General features: G+C 54.6%; 11 protein-coding genes and 1 tRNA gene. 6 read left to right on the top strand and 6 right to left on the bottom strand.

Annotated elements, in window-relative coordinates:
* Window positions 1-7 precede the first annotated feature (7 nt).
* Entirely contained in the window at window positions 8-1,357 is a 1,350-nt protein-coding gene (gene mgtE / locus C5Y96_RS09560; RefSeq protein ID WP_105352479.1) for a magnesium transporter, read from the bottom strand.
* 317 nt (window positions 1,358-1,674) lie between these two features.
* Here mgtE and rnc point away from each other — a divergent pair, with 317 nt between their 5' ends.
* Both rnc and C5Y96_RS09550 read left to right on the top strand, forming a co-directional pair.
* Entirely contained in the window at window positions 1,675-2,418 is a 744-nt protein-coding gene (rnc, locus tag C5Y96_RS09555) for a ribonuclease III (RefSeq protein ID WP_105352587.1), read from the top strand.
* Window positions 2,419-2,649: 231 nt separating this feature from the next.
* Window positions 2,650-3,069 carry a response regulator gene (locus C5Y96_RS09550; protein ID WP_105352476.1) on the top strand — a complete coding sequence of 140 codons (420 nt, stop codon included), beginning with the start codon at window positions 2,650-2,652 and terminating at the stop codon, window positions 3,067-3,069.
* Here C5Y96_RS09550 and C5Y96_RS09545 read toward each other — a convergent pair.
* Window positions 3,066-3,809 (bottom strand): hypothetical protein, encoded by a 744-nt coding sequence (locus tag C5Y96_RS09545; protein WP_105352474.1) that lies wholly within the window; start codon window positions 3,807-3,809, stop codon window positions 3,066-3,068. The two genes, C5Y96_RS09550 and C5Y96_RS09545, sit on opposite strands and share 4 nt — an antisense overlap.
* A 129-nt stretch (window positions 3,810-3,938) precedes the next feature.
* Between C5Y96_RS09545 and C5Y96_RS09540 the strand changes: the two genes are divergently transcribed.
* The 3 genes from C5Y96_RS09540 (at window position 3,939) to C5Y96_RS09530 (ending at window position 5,813) form a co-directional block, all read left to right on the top strand.
* The gene (locus C5Y96_RS09540) at window positions 3,939-4,517 is read left to right on the top strand and encodes a methylated-DNA--[protein]-cysteine S-methyltransferase (RefSeq protein ID WP_105352472.1); all 579 of its coding nucleotides are present in this window, start codon (window positions 3,939-3,941) and stop codon (window positions 4,515-4,517) included.
* Between the two features lie 176 nt (window positions 4,518-4,693).
* A tRNA-Arg gene (locus tag C5Y96_RS09535) sits at window positions 4,694-4,767 on the top strand.
* Window positions 4,768-5,129: 362 nt separating this feature from the next.
* Complete coding sequence (locus tag C5Y96_RS09530; protein ID WP_409994415.1) at window positions 5,130-5,813, top strand: hypothetical protein; 684 nt, start codon at window positions 5,130-5,132, stop codon at window positions 5,811-5,813.
* Between the two features lie 62 nt (window positions 5,814-5,875).
* On the opposite strand, the gene C5Y96_RS09525 is transcribed toward C5Y96_RS09530, so the two are convergent.
* From C5Y96_RS09525 to C5Y96_RS09515, 3 genes are all read right to left on the bottom strand, one after another.
* Window positions 5,876-7,336 (bottom strand): DUF1501 domain-containing protein, encoded by a 1,461-nt coding sequence (locus tag C5Y96_RS09525; RefSeq protein ID WP_105352469.1) that lies wholly within the window; start codon window positions 7,334-7,336, stop codon window positions 5,876-5,878.
* A 3-nt stretch (window positions 7,337-7,339) separates the two neighbouring features.
* Window positions 7,340-10,534 carry a DUF1553 domain-containing protein gene (locus C5Y96_RS09520; protein ID WP_105352466.1) on the bottom strand — a complete coding sequence of 1,065 codons (3,195 nt, stop codon included), beginning with the start codon at window positions 10,532-10,534 and terminating at the stop codon, window positions 7,340-7,342.
* 405 nt (window positions 10,535-10,939) lie between these two features.
* A complete protein-coding gene (locus C5Y96_RS09515) occupies window positions 10,940-15,619 on the bottom strand; it encodes a PVC-type heme-binding CxxCH protein (protein WP_158261160.1) in 4,680 nt (1,559 codons plus the stop codon).
* Between the two features lie 364 nt (window positions 15,620-15,983).
* Here C5Y96_RS09515 and C5Y96_RS09510 point away from each other — a divergent pair, with 364 nt between their 5' ends.
* Window positions 15,984-17,384 (top strand): neutral/alkaline non-lysosomal ceramidase N-terminal domain-containing protein, encoded by a 1,401-nt coding sequence (locus C5Y96_RS09510; RefSeq protein ID WP_158261159.1) that lies wholly within the window; start codon window positions 15,984-15,986, stop codon window positions 17,382-17,384.
* Window positions 17,385-17,577: 193 nt separating this feature from the next.
* Here C5Y96_RS09510 and C5Y96_RS09505 read toward each other — a convergent pair whose 3' ends face one another.
* The gene (locus C5Y96_RS09505; RefSeq protein ID WP_105352581.1) at window positions 17,578-18,726 is read right to left on the bottom strand and encodes a PepSY-associated TM helix domain-containing protein; all 1,149 of its coding nucleotides are present in this window, start codon (window positions 18,724-18,726) and stop codon (window positions 17,578-17,580) included.
* Window positions 18,727-18,906: the final 180 nt, after the last annotated feature.

Genomic DNA, 18,906 nt, shown 5'->3' with positions numbered 1-18,906 from the left:
AGCGTTCTTACTCCAGCAGTAGAAGAGCAACCTTCAAGTAGATCACAATCCCGAACAGGTCGATCAGTCCGGCCACAAATGGGTTGCTCATTAACGCGGGATCGAGCCCAATCTTCTTAAAAATCAAGGGCAGCATCGATCCGATTAGCGTTCCAGCTATCACTACTAACACCAGCGTCGCCGGGACCACTAGCGCTGAATAGGGTGTCGGGGATTTAAAAAGCGCCAACAGCATCCCCATAAATGCCATGATCAAGCCCAGGATCAGCCCCATCGCCAGCTCGCGGCGCATGATGATCCACCAGTCACGGACGCTGGCTTCTCCCTTGTTCAGTGCCGTAATCACCAGCGTGGCCGATTGATTCCCGGAGTTTCCGCCTGTGGAAATCACCAGTGGGATAAAGATAACCAGCCATGGGATACGAGCTAGATCGGCTTCAAACTGTTCCAACGCGAAGGTCGTGAGGAAGGCCCCCACGAACAGCACGGCGAGCCAAACGCCTCGCTTGCGGCTGAGCGTCAGCACCGAAGTACGGAGATAGGTCTCTTCCAGCGGTTCCACGGCCGCCGCACGGTAGGCGTCTTCTGCCGCTTCTTCGACCACCACATCGAGAATATCGTCGTGCGTAATAATACCGACCAGGCGAAGCTCTTCGTCGACGACGGGGATCGCGAGAAGGTCGTAGTCGGCCATCTTCCGCAAAACGTCCTCTTGGTCGTCCAGCACGTTGGCGTGGATGACCTCAGTCTCCATGATCTCGCTCAGGTGCATTTGCGGCTTGCTTAGCGCCGAGACGATATCGCGAGTCGAGACAACGCCGTGGAGGCTCCCGAAGTCGTCGACCACGTACAGGTAGTAGATCGTCTCCAGGTGTTCGGCCTGTTCGGTGAGTTCTTTCAGGGCTTCGCGCGCGGTTAGGTTTTCGCTCAGCCGAGCCATCTCAGTCGTCATGATGGCACCAGCAGTTCCCTCTTCGTAATTCGAGAGCCGGAGCACGTCGCGGCGATCGTCTACGGAGAAGCATGCCAGAATCTGCTCGGCCGTTTCTTCTTCGACTTCACCCAGAAGGTCGACCTGATCGTCTGCTGACATCGTGGCGACAACTGGGGCAACCGACTCGGGAGGCCGAGCCTCAAGCATTTCGGCCTGCTTGTGGTATTCGAAGTACGAGAGGATTTCCCCCTGGAGGTTCAGATCCGCGTGATCGAGCACTCCCCAGGCCTCTTCCGGGGAAAGACCTTCCATGAACTCGGCCGTGCGTGCCGGATGCAGGGCCGTACAGAACTCGCGGAGGCCCGCTGAGTCATTTTCGGCCAGCATTTCACGAAGTTCCGGCAGATACAGGGTGTTGATCATGGGTGTCCTTGGATGAATCAGCCAAATTCGCTCAGGATTCACGTGTTTCAGGTACTATCTTACTGATCTGAGCTGTTCATGGGAGGGATGCCAACGGCCGACAGGCGTGATCCCTAGGGAGAAGTTCATGCAGATTTCTCGAAAGGATGTGCGAAGGAGCCGGGGTTAGTGATTGACTTTCCCTCCCCCTGAAAGTACTTTTTACGTATCAAATATTACCAATAGTTGGGTATTTCCTTCGTTTTGCTGGTGAGCTTTTTGGGCTGCCCCAACGAAACGAAGAAAATATCGAACGTCAAGAAATGGATCCGTTCGATATGCTACGAGGTCAAGACTCGCCGGCCACCGGTGGAGATCAGCTCTCCGAGTGCGAACAGAAGCTCGGTTATAAGTTCAAGAATCGTGAACTTCTGCAGTCTGCCCTGACCCATGCGTCGGGTGCCAATCATCGTTTGGGAAGTAACGAACGACTCGAATTTCTGGGCGATGCCATTCTGGGCAAATTCGTCTGTGAGACTCTTTTTCGGATGTTTCCGAATTACCTGGAAGGGGATCTTACCCGCATCAAGTCGATCGTGGTTAGCCGTAGTACGTGTGCACGGTTAAGCGATCAGATGGGGCTCGAACCATTTCTGATTCTCGGTAAGGGAATGGCCTCGACGCAGTCGTTGCCCAAGTCGCTATTAGCCGACGTTTTCGAGGCTATTATCGCGGCGATTTATCTCGATGGCGGCGATGAAGCGGTGAATACGTTTCTGGCAAGTGTGCTCGAAGACGAGATCGACCAGGCCTCGGCCGGCGAAGTGGGCAGCAACTACAAGTCGATGCTGCAACAGTTTGCTCAGCGAGAATACGGCACGACTCCCAATTACGAGTTGGTTGCCGAGAAAGGCCCCGATCACAGCAAGTTCTTCAACGTTGCGGTCGTGCTTCAAGGGACGCGTTACACTTCAGCCTGGGGCGCGAACAAGAAGGAAGCGGAGCAGCGTGCGGCAAAAAATGCGCTTCACGAGATCCAAGGCGAGACTCCTCCTTACTCAGAAGGCATGGAGCCAGGCTAAGTTGGGCTAGGTTCTTTGAATCTTAACAATCCCTGCCCCTCTAAGGATTCCAACCTGACCGACCGAGCTAATCGGTCATGTCAGTGCGACATTTCCGCTTAACTTAACCAACCTCTTGGTGGCGAAAACGTCTCGGCGTACTAGTTTCCACTTTAGACGATCTCTTTCATCGCATCGTCTAAGTTTCCGCCCCATCATGCCCACATTCGCCTATTTGTTGGTAACCGGGATATGGATTGCCCATCAAACACCAAGACATTACCTCCGCTTCAGTGTTTACCTAGCCTTCAGTCACTGCACATTCTGGCGACCGAAGATCAGCCATTCCATCAAGAGCTTTTGAAGCGGGCCTTGAGCCGCCATGGTGCGACCTTCCAGGTAGAGCCAGACGGAGAGTCAACGCTGGCTCGGCCTGATTTAACCAGTTTCGACGTCATCCTGCTCGACTTGATGCTGCCGGACACTGATGGTTTGCAATTGGCGAAAGCGCTGCGTGATCGAAACGTGACGGCCCCGATGGTCGCGATTACCGCCGGAACAATGACGTTCACACCTGAAGTGTGCTACGAGGCTGGCTTTCAAGGATTTCTCGAAAAGCCCTACTCGCCAATTGGATTGGCCGAAATGATTCGAGCAGTGCGCGACATTTAGCGAATCGTGATCGCCTGCTTGAGTGGCTCCAGGATGTTGCCAATGACATACTGTTCGAGCAAGCCCACTGCTTGATCGTGAAGACGCTGGAATGCGGTCACGTACGTCTCGTCCTCGTCCAAACTGCCAAATCGGCGAACGGTCAGGTAAACGCTTAGCTGTTCTTCAGGGAATTCCCCGGTGCGGACGTGATAGGCGGACGTTCGCGTCTCGATACTGAGCCGGAACTGGGTTCGACACTCATCGTCCAGGCTACACTGAATTGCCGGCTCGAAGCCAATAATCCGGTTTTCGCTACCCTGTACCATTCGTTCCAGTGCCGGCGGAAGCCCTAGCGCATCGGCGACCAACTGGTTGTGGTTTCCGCTGTACGTGAAATCAAACCCGTACATCGCGTTAAGTGATTCGCAGTCCAAGGGACTGATCGAGAGCGCATAGGGAACCTGGTCAAGAACAAACCGATGCTGTTCAACCGCTTCGTCAAACGAGCTTGGATTGACGTGCCCAGACAAGATGCGTTTGGGTTCAACGGATGTCCAGCGGTAGCTGCCGCCATCTTTGTCTTCTTCCAGAACGAACTCGTTCCGATCGCGCGAGTAGAAGTTCCGCATCTTAGGATAGCGTTTGCGGACCTGCTCGAAAAAATGAAGAACCGTGTCTCGCCCGCTAGGTAAATCCATCTCCGTATTGAGATTCATGTTGATATAAAAATCGTCAGTCAGCGAGCGGATATCGACCATCCAATCCTCCTTATGCTGTTTGTACGCGGCGAACCACGGGGCCGGCAGGAGTGGCACAACCCATTTGCAAGTATAGAATGACCGTCACAAAAGTGTCAAAGGTGCCACGCTAGGTGAAGGACACCGCCTGTGACGATTCGAGATGATGTTACTATCCAAAAAGACAGTCTTTCCCTCAAAACGGTTCAGCTAGAAACTACTCTCGGCCCAGCCGAACTTAGCTGGAATGGTGAAAAGCTCGCCCGCTTCGCCTGGCTTCCCAAGCGTGCCAAACGGAAGTCGGGACTGGTTGCCGCCGATCTCACGGACACTCAACGGGACTTGATTCAGGATGTCGTCGATTACGCTGCTGGCATCCGTATTGATTTTGCGAAAGTTCCTACAGACTTGTCGCATGGGACCCCGTTCCAGCAGAAGATCTGGGAGGCCTGCCAGAGAATTCCTTATGGCGAAGTCGTCACTTACGGAGAGCTTGCCCGGCTTGCCGGAAGACCCGGTGCCGCCAGAGCCGTGGGAACCGCAATGTCCCAGAACCGGATCCCCCTGATCATTCCCTGCCACCGCGTTATTTCAGCGGGAAACAAGATCGGCGGATTCACCAGCCCACAAGGAATCAGTCTGAAAAAACGGCTGCTAGATCTGGAAGCTGGTAGTCCCACCGATTTTAAAATGCCGCAGAAAAGTAATTTCGGGAAAATGCCGAAGTAAAAAGGAGACAACGACTTAGTAGTTGCTAGATTTTAAGACCCGAATCGACATTTTTTCCCGATCCTGAACCTAACTCGGTCCGAGGCGTCTTTACGGGAACCTAACGCATCACTATAATCCAGGATCTTGTTTGAGAGGGAATCGTAGATAAGGTACCCATTCAAACAAAACAACCTGTGGGTGTAGCTCAATTGGATAGAGCATCGGTCTACGAAACCGAAGGTTGAAGGTTCGAGCCCTTCCACCCACGCTAAAAGAAAAGGCCGTAAACCAAAGAGTTTGCGGCCTTTTTCATGCGCTCTCTCTGGCGTCAGTGGATCTCACCAAATCTTCTATTTTGGTCGGTTTTAGTCTCCGTTTGTTCGCACCATAGACGCAAGTTTTTAAATAGCTTGGGAAGGTTTGCATTCGAGTAGTGCATGCGCATTTCAACTGAAACCAGATCCGCTGTCACCACTGATCCGCACAATTGCAGTCGGTGCCTCCAGCAGACACAATGGCGGATGGCATTGAAAAGAGCGAGTTGGATCGGTCGATCTTTTTCGCTGAAGTTGTTTTGATTGAGGAGATGTGAATCCTGTGATTAGTACCAAGTTTCTCGCGCGAGTATGCCTGACGTCTATACTGGTGGCGTCGGTATTCTTTCTGGTGACCGCAGATGCCCATAGCGATGATGCACCAAAGGGAAAGGTCGTGTTTTCTGATGACTTTGATGGGACCGCCGCGAAACCAGTTCAGTCGCTTGACGACCTTAAGCATTGGGAATTCCTCGATCCCAAAACTTGGACCTGGAATAATACAAAAGACGCTGGAGGTCAGATCGAGATCACTGAACGCGGCAGCGAGTACAAGCCTCCCACACGCAGCCCGGGTCATGTCGCCTTGGTCAAGGACCTGGAAGTTGGCAACTGCGAGATTCGCTTCCGTGTTCGCAGCACCAAGGACACTGGCAACCACCGCGACTGCTGTATTTTCTTCGGCTATCAAGACGCATCGCACTTCTATTACTGCCACCTGGGCGCGAAGCCAGACCCGCACAGTGGCCAAATCATGATCGTCAAAGAAGCTCCGCGGTTAGCACTGACGAAGAACGAGAAGCTGACCCCCTGGGACGATCAATGGCATCAGGTTATGGTACGTCGCAATGTCGATACCGGCCTGATCGAAGTCTTCTTCGACGACATGACCACGCCACACATGAGTGTTACCGACAAAACGTTTGGCGCAGGGCGAGTTGGTATTGGATCGTTCGACGATCTCAATGCCTTCGATGAGTTCACGGTATCAACCTTCTGACGAAGTGATGCGTCCGGACGCTTTGCACGTGCAATCCGTGAAAGCGACAGGAATGCCCTGCTCTACAGCAGAATATCCCTGACCACCTTCGTCGGTTCGACCCCTGTCAGCCGTTGATCCAGTCCTTGGTGGCGGAAGGTGAGGCGGTTGTGGTCGATGCCCATCTGGTGGAGTATCGTCGCGTTGAAGTCGCGGATGTGGACCGGGTCCTTGAGGATGTTGTAGCTGAAGTCGTCGGTCAGCCCGTACTCAACTCCACCCTTGACCCCGCCGCCGGCGAGCCACATTGTAAAGCACCGGCCGTGGTGGTCGCGGCCGTGGCTATCGTCGGAGAGCTTCCCCTGCGAGTAGATCGTCCGGCCGAACTCGCCGCCCCAGACAACCATGGTGTCGTCCAACATTCCGCGTTGTTTGAGGTCTTTTACAAGGGCCGCCGCAGGTTGGTCGATGCCTTCGCATTGTCCGCGGATCAGCTTCGGGAGGTTGCCGTGTTGGTCCCAGCCGCGGTGGAACAGTTGTTGAAATGGCACGCCGCGTTCCGCCAGCCGGCGAGCAATGATGCAATTTCGGGCGAATGTGCCGGGCTTCTTCGAGTCGGGGCCATAAAGCTCGAACGTGCTTTCCGGCTCGTCGGAAAGGTCGACTAAGTCTGGCACGCTGGCCTGCATGCGGAAGGCCATTTCGTACTGTGCGATGCGGGCTTGGGTTTCAGGGTCGCCGAAGTCTTCGTAGTGCGACGCGTTGATCTCAGCGATGCGATCAAGCATGCGACGTCGCATATTACGGTCGACGCCTGCCGGATTTTCGAGATACAGGACCGGCTCTGCTTCGCTGCGTAGTTTGACACCTTGATGGCGGGATGAAAGGAAGCCCGCACTCCAGAGCCGCGCGTAAAGGGCCTGCTTTTGCCCGGGGCCGCGGGAGATCATCACCGTGTACGACGGTAGATTTTCGTTGGGACTGCCAAGGCCATAGCTAAGCCAGGCTCCCAAGCTAGGCTTGCCCGGCTGTTGGCTGCCGGTATTGATGAAGGTAATGGCCGGATCGTGATTGATCGCCTCGGTGTTCACCGATTTTACAATGGCGATGTCATCAACAATGCCAGCGGTGTGCGGTAAGAGTTCACTGACCCAGGTTTGATGCTCGCCGTACTTTTGGAACTTGAACATTGGAGCGACGCATGGGAAAGACTTCTGCCCGCTGGTCATCCCTGTGATGCGCTGATCGCCGCGGATCTCGGCGGGCAACTCTTTGCCGTGCATCTCGCGGATCTTGGGGTGATAGTCGAAGGTGTCGATATGTGATGGCCCACCTGCCATGAACAGGTAGATCACCCGTTTGGCTTTCGGGGCGAAGTGGGGCAAACCTGGCAACTGGCCACTGGAGGGTTCCGCAGCCATGGCCATGTCTGTAAGACCTGGGGGCATCAGCGACGCCAGGGCCGCCGCGCCGAACGCACGGGATGTATTGCCCAGCAGTTGGCGACGTGTCTGCAGCAGGGAGAATTCGCGGATGGGATTCATTAGTTATCCTCTCGTGAGGGTTTCATCGAGATTTAAAATCATGCTCATCACGATGGTCAGAGCGGCGTGTTCGGCCTGAGGGATCGACTCGTCACGCTTAGATTCACCAATCTTCAGCAGAGCTGCAGCCTGTTCGGGGGCGGACTCATAATACTTAAGCTCATCGCGATAGGCCGCTGCCAGAATTTCGAGCGTGCTTGGCTTCGGTCGAACGCCTGCTGCCAATCGATATGCCTTCGTGAGGCGATCGTCGAGCTCCTGCGCGTCTGGGTCGAGAAGCAATCTCTGGGCCAACGCCCGAGCTGCTTCGACAAATTGCGGATCGTTGAGCGTCACCAACGCTTGCAAAGGCGTGTTGGTACGGGACCGCCGGATGGTGCATAGTTCGCGGCTGGGAGTATCGAAGATAATCATGCTCGGTGCCGGGGCGGAGCGTTTCCAGTAGATGTACATGCTACGACGATAAAGGTTCTCGCCGTGGTCCTGCTCGAACCGAACGTTGCCGTTGAGACTAACTTCGTTCCACAACCCCGGAGGCTGATACGGTTTGACTCCGGGGCCACCGATCGTATCGACAAGCAGGCCCGATGCCGCGAGGGCGTTGTCGCGAATAAACTCGCCCGCCAGTCTAAAGCGTGGGCCGCGAGAGAGCAGCGCATTCTCTGGGTCGATTTCCATTACTTCATGCGTCACCTTGGTCGACTGCCGATAGGTTTGCGACATGACCATTTGCTTGATCATCCGTTTCACGTTCCACCCGCTATCGACAAAATCGACGGCCAGCCAATCGAGCAATTCCGGGTGGCTGGGCCATTCACCTTGGGAGCCGAAGTCTTCAAGCGATTTGACCAATCCGCGACCAAACAGCATGTACCAGTAGCGATTCACGGTGACCCGCGCGGTAAGCGGGTGATCTGGCTGAGTCAGCCACTGGGCGAGTCCGAGCCGATTGTTGGGAGCACCTTCCGGTATGTTGCCCAGGATGCTGAGCACGTCGGAGGTTATCGGTTTCTCTTTGTCCGGAGAGGCGTAGTTCCCCCGCGTCAGCAGATACGTTTGCCGCGGCTTAGGCAGATTCTGCATGATCATGACGTTGCCGACGGGCTTTTCCGCCACTGCAATGGCCTTCTTGAGGCGGTTCTGTTCTTTAGTGATCTTCTGGGCCATCTCATCGTATGAAGTAAAGTATACGTTGCGCAGAGCAGCAAGATCGACTTCGGTTCGTTCGTTGGCGGGCTTGGCGATCAGCGAGAGATGCAGTTTGCCATCGGCAAGTGCCGCGACCTCGTCCTCGGTCAATTGCCTGGCGTACATACGCACATTATCGATTTGGCCTACGAAGTTCGAGCCACTACTGCGGCGACCGATATTGAGAGAAGTATTGGCTGCGGTCGTGGCGGACAAGCTGTCTTGCTCAACGTTTACCTCCTGTAATTGTCCGTTAACGAACACCTTCACTCCCCCGGATTTTTGGGAGCCATCGTACGTGATGAAGACGTGTTGCCACTCATCCTTTTTCAGAGGCGTCTTGGTGACCACCTTGATCGCGTTATCGGGCCAGCTGTGAATCAAATGCATCCCGACGTGCCCGTTTTGCAACCATAGGTCATACCCGCGGTGGCTATTGCCGTCGTTCATCCGTGCCAACACCGCTCCGCTTATGTTGCCGCCCGGGCGAATCCACGCTCCGTAGCTAAAGCTCTGCGTGTTGTCGAATGCGGCCAGGTCGCCGAACTCGACGAAACTCTTGCCGTCGAGTTGGAGGGAGGAGCCGTGCTTACCTTCGGCGTGCTGAACAGAGCCGTTGCTGGTCCCTGCCAGGCTGTTGTCGGCGGAATTGGCGATCTGTTGCGTATCAGCCTCTTCGAAGGTGCAATAAAGCAGCGCGTCATCGATCACGTAGGTCTCACCGTTTTCAATGGCGGCCTCCATCTTCGTGAGCCACTTTGAAAAGGCTTCTTGCGACGAGGTTTGGTGGGCTTCAAGTTGTTTTGTGACGCCCACAAGTTCATTTTTCAGCGTTGCTGCTTCAGCCAAACCACGATAATTCGGAACGTCGATTACTGGCGATTGATTGCCATTTCGCGTTTGCATTCCGGGATCAGCAGACTGATTGAAGAAATCGTAAAAGGCATAATAGTCTCGTTGTGAGATCGGATCGTACTTGTGATCGTGGCACTGAGCACACTCAACGGTCAGCCCGAGCCAGACTTGGGCGGTTGTCCGTACGCGGTCCACCGCGTACTCCACACGGGCTTCTTCTGCGATCACGCCTCCCTCGTCAGTCGAGGCGTTGTTCCGTAGAAAGGCTGTGGCGATTTTCTGCTCCACGGTTGCGTCAGGAATCAGGTCGCCGGCCAACTGCTCGCGGGTAAACTCGTCGAAAGGTTTGTTGTTGTTGTAAGCATTGATGACCCAGTCCCGCCACGGCCACATCGTCCGTGGACCGTCCGCGTGAAACACGCTCGTGTCACCGTACCGGGCCAGATCCATCCAGGAAACCGTCATGCGCTCGCCATACCGCGGAGATGCGAGCAGGCGGTCGACTACTCTTTCATAAGCCTCTGGGGAGTTGTCGGCGAGGAAGGCGTCTATTTCTGCAATGGTAGGAGGAAGGCCAGTTAGGTCGAAGGTGACGCGTCGCAGCAATCGCTCTTTGTCGGCTTCTTTCGCAAGTGTGAGTCCGTCCTTCTCGAGTCGCCGCTGAATGAAGGTGTCTATCGCGCCGCGAATCCGTGCATCGCTGTTGACCTGAGGCACGCCTGGCTTTACCGGCGGAATGAATGACCAATGTCCTTGGAACTCGGCACCTTGCTGAATCCATTGCCTGAGGATGTCGCGTTGTTCAGATGTAACCTCAAGATGCGAGTCGGGTGGCGGCATGACTACATCGGCATCGTCCGAGAGAATCCGCCGCCAGCCTTCACTCTTTTCCAGATCACCAGTGCGAAAGGCGTATTCAATCCCTTCTTCGTTATCCAAACGAAGGTCCGCGGCACGCTGTTTTTCGTCCGGTCCGTGACAATGAAAACAGGCGGTGGACAAGATTGGACGGACATCTCTGTTGAACGAAAGTCGAGCGGCTTTGTCCGCTAATGCAGACCTCGCCTGCGTAAAACCAACCAGCGACATTGCCGCCGTAAGCAGTGCAAGAATCTGGAACCGAGTATGGGGCGGTATGGTGCGAGTGGACAACATCGCATCACCTGTAAGAATGAGGCCGGATTAAGGTGGCGTCAGGTGGGCCCGTCTCGCAGAAAGATACGCTAGCGCGTTGCGGACGGTGTTCGGCCGGTGAGACTTCTACAACCAAACCGGAATTTTCCAGTCGGGTTAAATGATGTTGACCCTGAAACCGTTCCAGGGCTTTCACCAGTGCTATATTAACATCGCGTCCCCCACTCTTGAAGAGATGTTTTGGGCAGAATTCCCCATGCTTTCTTTGGGGTGCCAACGTTCCAGGAGGGCTGCACCACGATAGCCTATCGCTTTGACGTACGTTTTTCTGTGGTTGCCGCAATGTCCATATGACTATTTGCCGCCGCTATCCAAGCCTGCGGAGGTTTAGCGGATCGCATTCGTACAAGGAGTATGATGTAAGCACTATTCCGCCTTGGCCTCTGCAATGTATCGGATCAAGTCGGACAGTGCTTGCGGATCCAAGACCTGTTCGAATCCTTCCGGCATGAGAGAGCGACTGGTACTGCGTAGGTGCTCGATTTCCTCACGCAAAACGGTTTGCTCCTTACCCCCTTGGCCGCGCAGCGTGACGCTTGTGCCGCTTTCCGAGGCGAGTATCCCGCTGAACGTGCGGCCATCGTCAGTTACCGTCGCGTACTCGATAAACTTGTCCTCTACGGCACGGTTCGGATCGAGAATCGCCACGGCCAACGCTTCCGGGGATTTGTTCGTCAGGCCTGTTAAATCTGGCCCCACGTTAAAGCCTTTTCCTTCCAGGCGATGGCAAACACTGCAATGGGTCACGAATAGAACGCGTCCTTTTTGGACGTCCCCTGTGTTACGTTGCCAGGCCGATTCATAACGCTGCATCACCTCGGCTCTTGACGCGGTCGAACTTTGCGCCAGTTGCGCCCTGGCGAGCGTTGCGATCTCCTTGTTGGGATGTTCCAGAAGTCGTTTCCTTGCATCGGAGCCTAGATCGGCTGGACTGATTCGCTGGTGCTCGATCTCCCGCAGCAATTTCAGGCTCCATGAGGTACGGGTTAAGACCGTCTCTAGCAGTTCCTTGCGAACCGCCGGTGTGTAGCCTGGCCAACCGCTAAACAACTCTTGAGCAGCCAAATCGGATTCGACCTTCGCCAACTCCTGGATCGCGGCAATTTGCAAGCCTGATCGAGTTTGTGGCTCGAGCAGTGATGCGATCAACAGAATGTCTTCGGCCGAATTGCCACCTGCTTGCAGGACCAGATTGATATCCATTCGAATGTCATCGTCAGTCGATTCCAAGTCGTCTAAACGATTTCGTGCCGCACCGATCTCCGCAGTCAATTTGCCGCGATTATCGGCGCTAAGCGAATCTTGCCAGGCTGCTCCGTTCTTTCTCGCGGCACCCATTAGCTGAGCAATCGCTTTCCTTTTCCACGTAGATAATGACGAACCGTCTTCCTGCAAGAGGGCCGCGGCCATGGATTCCACAATCTTCGGCTGCTTGAAGCCAGCGCCGATCCGCATCATCTCGTACAAAATCGGTGAGTCTGGACCAGCCGTTACATCGGAAGAGATCATTTCAGAGTAAGCGGAGAGTATATTCTCGGCATTCAGTGAAGTGAGCGCCGCGGAGACGATGTGCGGTTCATCGCGATGCATTACTGCTAGCTTGGCGAGTAGTCGTCCTGAGTCCGAACTGTGCCACTGGCCTAACGAATAGGCCAATTGGAGAGCGACCATCGGATCTGGGTCGTCAAGCCGTGCCGACAGCGCCCCTTGAAGTGCAGCATCGGCGTCAAGCGTTGTCTCGGCCAGGCGAATGGCATGACGTCGCACCCCGGCATGAGGATCGGAGAATGCCGCAGCGAGGACATCGCTCGTGAGCGCGTTCAAACCATCTAACGCGCAAAGTGCATGAAGCCGCCCCAGTGGGTTTTCAGACGTTTGGGTCAATTTGGCCAACGCCGGTACGACATCGCTGGCGCTGCGTTCGATCAGCAGATGCTGCGCCATATCACGCCGCCATCCATTCGAACTTGCCAACTGTTCGGTTAATTCTAGATTGGTCAGCGAGTCAAAATAAGGGACCGCTGATGGCTCCTCGGTAACGGGCAAGATGCGATAGATTCGCCCTTTGTCGTGACCTGCACGCAAATCGATTCGCTTTTCTTCTTCGTCATCAATCCACTGGGGATGCTCGAGAACTAGCCGATACATATCCGCAAACCAGATTCCGCCGTTGGGGCCAGTGCGAATCGCCGCAGGGCGAAACCAAGAGTCGGATGAGGCGACGAATTCACTTCGATCCTCTCCTGGAGCACGATGTCCCGAGAAAGTGACTTCTTGCGGAGTCAATTGATGCCGATGAATCAGGTTATGAACCGGCTCGCTGACGAAAGCGCTGATCTCGAAGCCTGGACCGAGTCGTTCGTCGCGATAGATGCAGATGCCATTGGCGGAAGTAAACCGACTTGGTTCTCCGGGGGCAGGCGGTTTGTACCCTGACCAATGACTGAGAATCCGACTGCGTGGGAAGATCGGAGTATTATCAACCGAGGCGATACGCTGAATCGGCCTTTGCATAGGGACACTTGGATTGCGGAGATAGTAATGATCGTCAGTCACATAGTGATAGACGGCCTGCGAGTTGTTACACCCGAACCAATTTCCCCAGTCATCGCTTGCGCGGCCATATTGGCTTTGGCCGGTAACGGCCTCCATCTCGCCGGTATCAGGTCTTATTCGGAGGTCGCGACCATTTATATCTAAGGTCTTTCCCGTTTTTACCGCACGGACGGTTCCCCCACTATCGCCATTGGCAATGTAGATCCAATTGTCGAGGCCCCGCCAGAACCCGTTGACGCGGTGCTGTTGGTTGCCTTCTTTGAAACCAACATAAAGCGTCTCGCGTTTGTCCGCCTTACCATCTCCGTCTGTATCCTCGGCATAGAAGATTTCAGGGGCAGCCGAGACAAGGACCCCCTTTCCCCAAGCCATCACTCCGTTCGGGAAATTCAAATCTTCCAAAAACAGGACCGATTTGTCATACGTTCCGTCTCTGTCGACATCATGCAGGTATCGGACACGACCACCCGGCTTGCCATCGACGCCAAGGGGGTAGTCGGCCATTTCCACGACCCAAAACTTTCCGTCGGGGCCCCAGTCGAACGAAACCGGATCCATCACCAGCGGTTCGGCCGCGACCTGGTCAATGCGAAACCCTGGCTGCGTGCGAATTGTCTTGTGGGACGCATCTGCGGTCTTGGGCTGTGTATCAATGGGACGGAGCATCTCGACGAAGGACATCCGATCGACACCGTCGGGTAAACGCGACGTGTCTTCGTTTTGAATCCAAATTGAATTGTCGGCAAACCAGGCACCGTTATTCGTCCCCAGACGTGAAATCATGGGAATGGCCCCGTCATCGCCACGAAGGCCTGACGAGACCTGTCGCGACCATCCCTCTTTCATCGACTTGAACAGACTCAGCGAGTAACGCACTTCGTCGGAGAAAACGACGTCATCGAAGCCATCTTCATCGACATCCACAAATCTCAGTCCCGCATCGAGCCCATGGCTGAAGGTGATTTCCGTGTCATCGGGTAACTCAAATGGCAGCAGATCCCAAGCCTGCTTTCGTCGATTCCATTGAAAGATGCCCTGCTTTGTTTCCGATCCCACAATCAGCTCGCAGTCCCCATCGTTGTTGAGATCGCGAAATCGTACGCCTTGATCAATCCCGGCGGTGGCTAGTTGTACCGGCTTTCCATCAAGTTCCAAACCACGCAAAAGGTCTCGATCTTCCGTCCAAGCGTTATCTTTGAAACGCCACGCCGATCGGATTGATTCATCCGCTGCCACGGCGATGACCTCTCCATACTGGATTCCAAACCGAACCCGCTCTTTTCGCTGCTTGCCACCTTCGCTGGTCGTTACCAACTTTACTGGGAAGGCGGCTTCCAACCAGGCGCGTTCTGCCGGTCGCCAGATCCGCGTCACCTGCAACTGATCGTTACCAATCACCACGTCCATGTATCCGTCTGCGTTCAAATCGAGCAACCGGACGCCGTTATCTTCTCCGTTCGCATCTCGGAGAGGTTGTCCTTTTAAGAGATGTTGATTTACTCGATCCAGGCACTGCGAGAATTGCAAGAACGCGACCCGATCGCCATGACGGTTCACGGCATGGTTGATGATCTCGATCATTTGCTCGGTTCGAATCCAGCCATGCGGATGAAAGACGAAAGAGGCTGTTCCTTGCTTTAAAACGGCGGCGTCCATAGACGCTTTCCAATCTTCCACCGTTTTAGGATTTCCGGGTTGCTGTAGATTGAACCCTTGCCAATCGTCGGGAATCGTACACGGAAACTCCCAAATCTTACGACCGATGACGTAGGGATAAGGGTAGTTTTCGACTTTGTTGACAAACGAGGGAAAAGGAATGTATTTGGTAAAGCGTCCTTGGCCGTCGGCATCGATAACCAAATCTCGCGGGAGCTCCGGATCATCCGCCGTGTGGGCAATGACGACAGATGAGTCGATTTGTAGGAAATTCCCCTTTTCGGTTGTGCTGGCCAGAACCTCGGCGATCATGCGTGGGCTGGGAGTATTTTTCGAGTCCATGCAGGGAAACCGAAACGCGACTGGGCGACTATTCGGAATGGAAAATAGCATGTCGACGCAATCTTCATAGGAACGCTTTCCCGCTTCAAAGTCTCCTCCTTGAAGACATGGGCAAGGATGCGTTGCCGTATGAGCATCGAGCCCTACTCCTTCGGCTAGCCAGGTTTGCAGGATCGGATTATTCACGTCGACCGAATTCGTCATGATGCTGACGCTAGCGGAGCCGTTGATCTTCTTCAGACGCTCAAAGATCGGGCGTAGATACGCTTCGTACTTTGCTGTATCGCGGAGGTCATCAATCGCAAGAACGACAACCCCTTCCACCTTGTCATCACCGATCCACTGGGGTGTTGTCAGCTTCGGAAAGTCACGCCCGACGTAATAGGGATCGCAGAACTGGTCTAGGTAAGTCAACCGATTGGCGTCGTTAGCGTTGGCCTGGCAGCAGGCCAAGAACAGAAAGAACGATGCGAGCAATGGATATCGCAGCATAGCGGACTGACTTTCGAGGAAAAGTGTTGGCGGGAAACGTCGTGTCTGCATGCGGCGACATGGTAGTCGCTTCTGCACGACGACGCTTGGAGTGAGGTTGGTGAATTCTCGTGTACCTCGACGCTCGATTCAGCATTACTATTCCCAATTAAAAAGGGACTCCGCTGGATTGTCCATCGATAAATTCAACAATGGCCGTATTCATCGCCTACCCCCCAAAGGCCGATGCTCAACAATTCACGTTTCAGCAAAATTGATTGATGCCAGCCCATAGAATTCTTTAAATGGCATCAAGTTTTCGCCACAATTGCAGCAGTGCCTAACTGCCTGCCAATCGCTTCCCCCTTCCCTGCCTGGAATGCTCATGAATCGTTCAATTCACCGCCGCTCGTTCCTGAAGGAGACAATACGCAGCAGCGCAGCGATCGGTCTCGCAGGTAGCACCGCTCCGCTGTTCGCCTCTTCCACGTCCCCGCGGTTGCAGGCCGGGCAAGGGATCGTCGACACCTCGGTTCCTAATGGCGTTGAACTGGGGGGCTTCCATCGACCGCCTGATAATCCGCGTGTCGCCACCGGCGTTCGTCAGCCAACTGCTTCCCGTGCTATTGCGCTGCGTTGTGGCGATGTCGAAGTCGCCCTCGTCTCGCTCGACGTATTGGCAGTTTCTTCCGACTTCACCCAAAAGGTACAGTCGCGTGTGCAAGGCGAACTCGGTATTCCTGCTCAAAACGTGCACATTACCGCGACGCACACGCATTCGACTCCGTCATTTATCCACTTGCGTCAATGGGGAAAGATCCCGGAAGCCTACATGGTCCAGACGATTGATGCCGTCGTGCAATCGATCAAATTGGCCTACGCCGATCTCGCGCCGGCGGAACTCTTTCTTGGAAAGGCACAAGCCAAAGGGGCGAACTTCAATCGCACAACGCCCAACCATCGAACCGACCTGGAGTTCGATCAGAACTCGACAGACGCTGAGCGATGGGTAGACACACTATTGCAAACGCTTCGTTTTCAGCGAGTAGCAGGAAAGCCAGATATCATCTGGTACCACTTTTCTTCGCACCCGGTTTGTTTCACCGACACCCTTTCAGGCCCCGACTGGGTGGGAATGGTCGTGAATATGGTAAAGGATTCGGAAGGAGTCGAACCAGGCTTCTGGCAGGGCCATGCCGGCGACGTGAACCCAGGCGACGGCAAGCGTTGGATTGGCACTCCTGATCAGTCAGCGAATGCCGTTTATTCAGCAATAAAAGATGCGTTGAGTTCCTCTGTTTCGGTTCCAGTGCAAGAGATCCGACCGACCGCTGGCAAGTTTCTTTTACCGTACGACCACCAGCGGGTTGCCCGAGACGTCGAAGCGTACCGCACCCATCCCGAGACCTGCAGTGGAGGAACGTGGGTCGACCCTCCCTTCGCTGCCGATTGGTACGCAGCGGCCAAAGACTGGCCTGCTGAGCCCCAGGGGCTGGCCGCACCGATGTCGGCCATATCGCTTGGTCCGATCGGCATGCTGTTCCAGCCGACCGAACTTTATAGCTACTACGGGATCGAGATTCGCAAGACATCACCATTCGAGCATACGCTTGTCGTAGGTTACACAGACGACGAAACAGGTTACGTGACCGACCCCAGCGCATACGAACAACTTGACTATGCCGCAATCGTCGGCCCTAAGATCCTCAACCGCCCCTACTTCCAGCCAACTTCGGGCCGCGAATTGTCAAAGGCCGCCAAGGCCATGCTGGCCAGCCTCAGCTAGCCGTACTTACGAAAGAGCGTGGGCTCCGTTCGAATGGTTTCTGGGACAAGCCTCTGTTCGTCGGCCCATTAGGATATAGGGCATTCCTGGAAGGACACGTAGGGATAAACAGGATGCCAGATAGTTGAGCTAGTTGCATAGGAGGGTAAACGCCGGGAGACAGCAAAACCTAGAGCAGTGCGGTTCATTTTTTTCAGGCTTCGTCGTTTTGTGCCGCGATAAGCAGTTCCTTTCTCTGGCGACGCTTGGCTCGTCCTTTCCGCCACCACAACCATAGGCCTGTGCCGTACAAAAAGGCTGGTAAAAACCCTGCTGCGAATACGACGCATTGTCCTGCGAGCCCAAACGCTTCACCGTTGTGCAATGGCAATTGCCAGGCAAAGAATGTATCGATCGCTGACTGCTCATTCCAATCGCGAACGGCCAACACCTCTCCACTGTATTGCTCAATCCAAACACGACTGCTGCCGGTGGTGCGTCGAATATCCTCTGGCTGACGCAGTCGAATTGCGTAAACGCCGTCTTCACTCGTGGGAAAATAGACTCGGTGCAATTTGGATCCAGGTAGCTGACTCAGGCCAATCGCAATGGCTTGATCGGAACTAATCCGAGCAGAGTCACGAGCGGGGCGGGAAACGAGGGCCGGTGGTTGGGAGTCGGCTTGGGTATTCAACAACTTTCCAAGGGGCTCGAACCAGGCGGGAAAGACCATATAAACGCCGGAAAAGGCAATCATCATGAGCAGCGGAACACTGACGAGTCCCAGCACTTTATGCAAGTCGAACACAAGTCGCGAACCACGCCGAACCGCAAACGCAGACCGCCAACTATGCTTCCATAGCGGCCACCAAAGATAGACGCCGGATGTCAGTGAGACCATCAACAGGATTCCGGAAATACCCACCAGGATTGCACCACGGCGTCCGGCAAATAGTTCGATATGCAGCTTAAAGATCCATGTGGCCAAATACTTCCCCCGGACACGTTGTCCGGTCACATCTGCCGTAGCGGGATCGATATATACATGATGGAACGCGGCCCCCTTATCTTTCCCTAGAAACCAAATGTTCCAGACACCGCCTGCCTCGTGCGGGGCGTCGGCATATCGCAATACCTTGCCATCCTTTAGGCCAATCTCTCTGGCAACGGTCAAAATCTCCTCTAGGGGTCGAGACGAAGTTGCGTCGCTACTATGAAGCAAATCCGGATTGAGCCACGCATCAATTGCATGATGGAAAACAAGAAAGCTGCCGGTGAGACCCATGAGAACAAACATGAGCCCCGCGACTATGCCTAGCCACCGGTGTATGGACAGCCAGAGGCTTCGCCATCGTTTATGCATAGGATCACCAACAGAAACCTCCATGCCGCGCTAGCTTGTGGCGGTTGCTTTCCCTATTTGCGTTGTTGTGCTTTTCGTTGTACCAGATGAGATCTTTGAGTGAGATACCACTATAACAGGTAGCGAAGTTGACGCCCCCATTAGTTACCTTTGCCCTGAGCGGAAGAAATAGTTGTGACT

It is taken from the genome of Blastopirellula marina (genome assembly GCF_002967715.1).
Taxonomy (GTDB): Bacteria; Planctomycetota; Planctomycetia; order Pirellulales; family Pirellulaceae; genus Bremerella; species Bremerella marina_B.
Note: the sequence above shows the minus strand (reverse complement) of the source record. Positions and strands in the feature narration are given on the sequence as shown.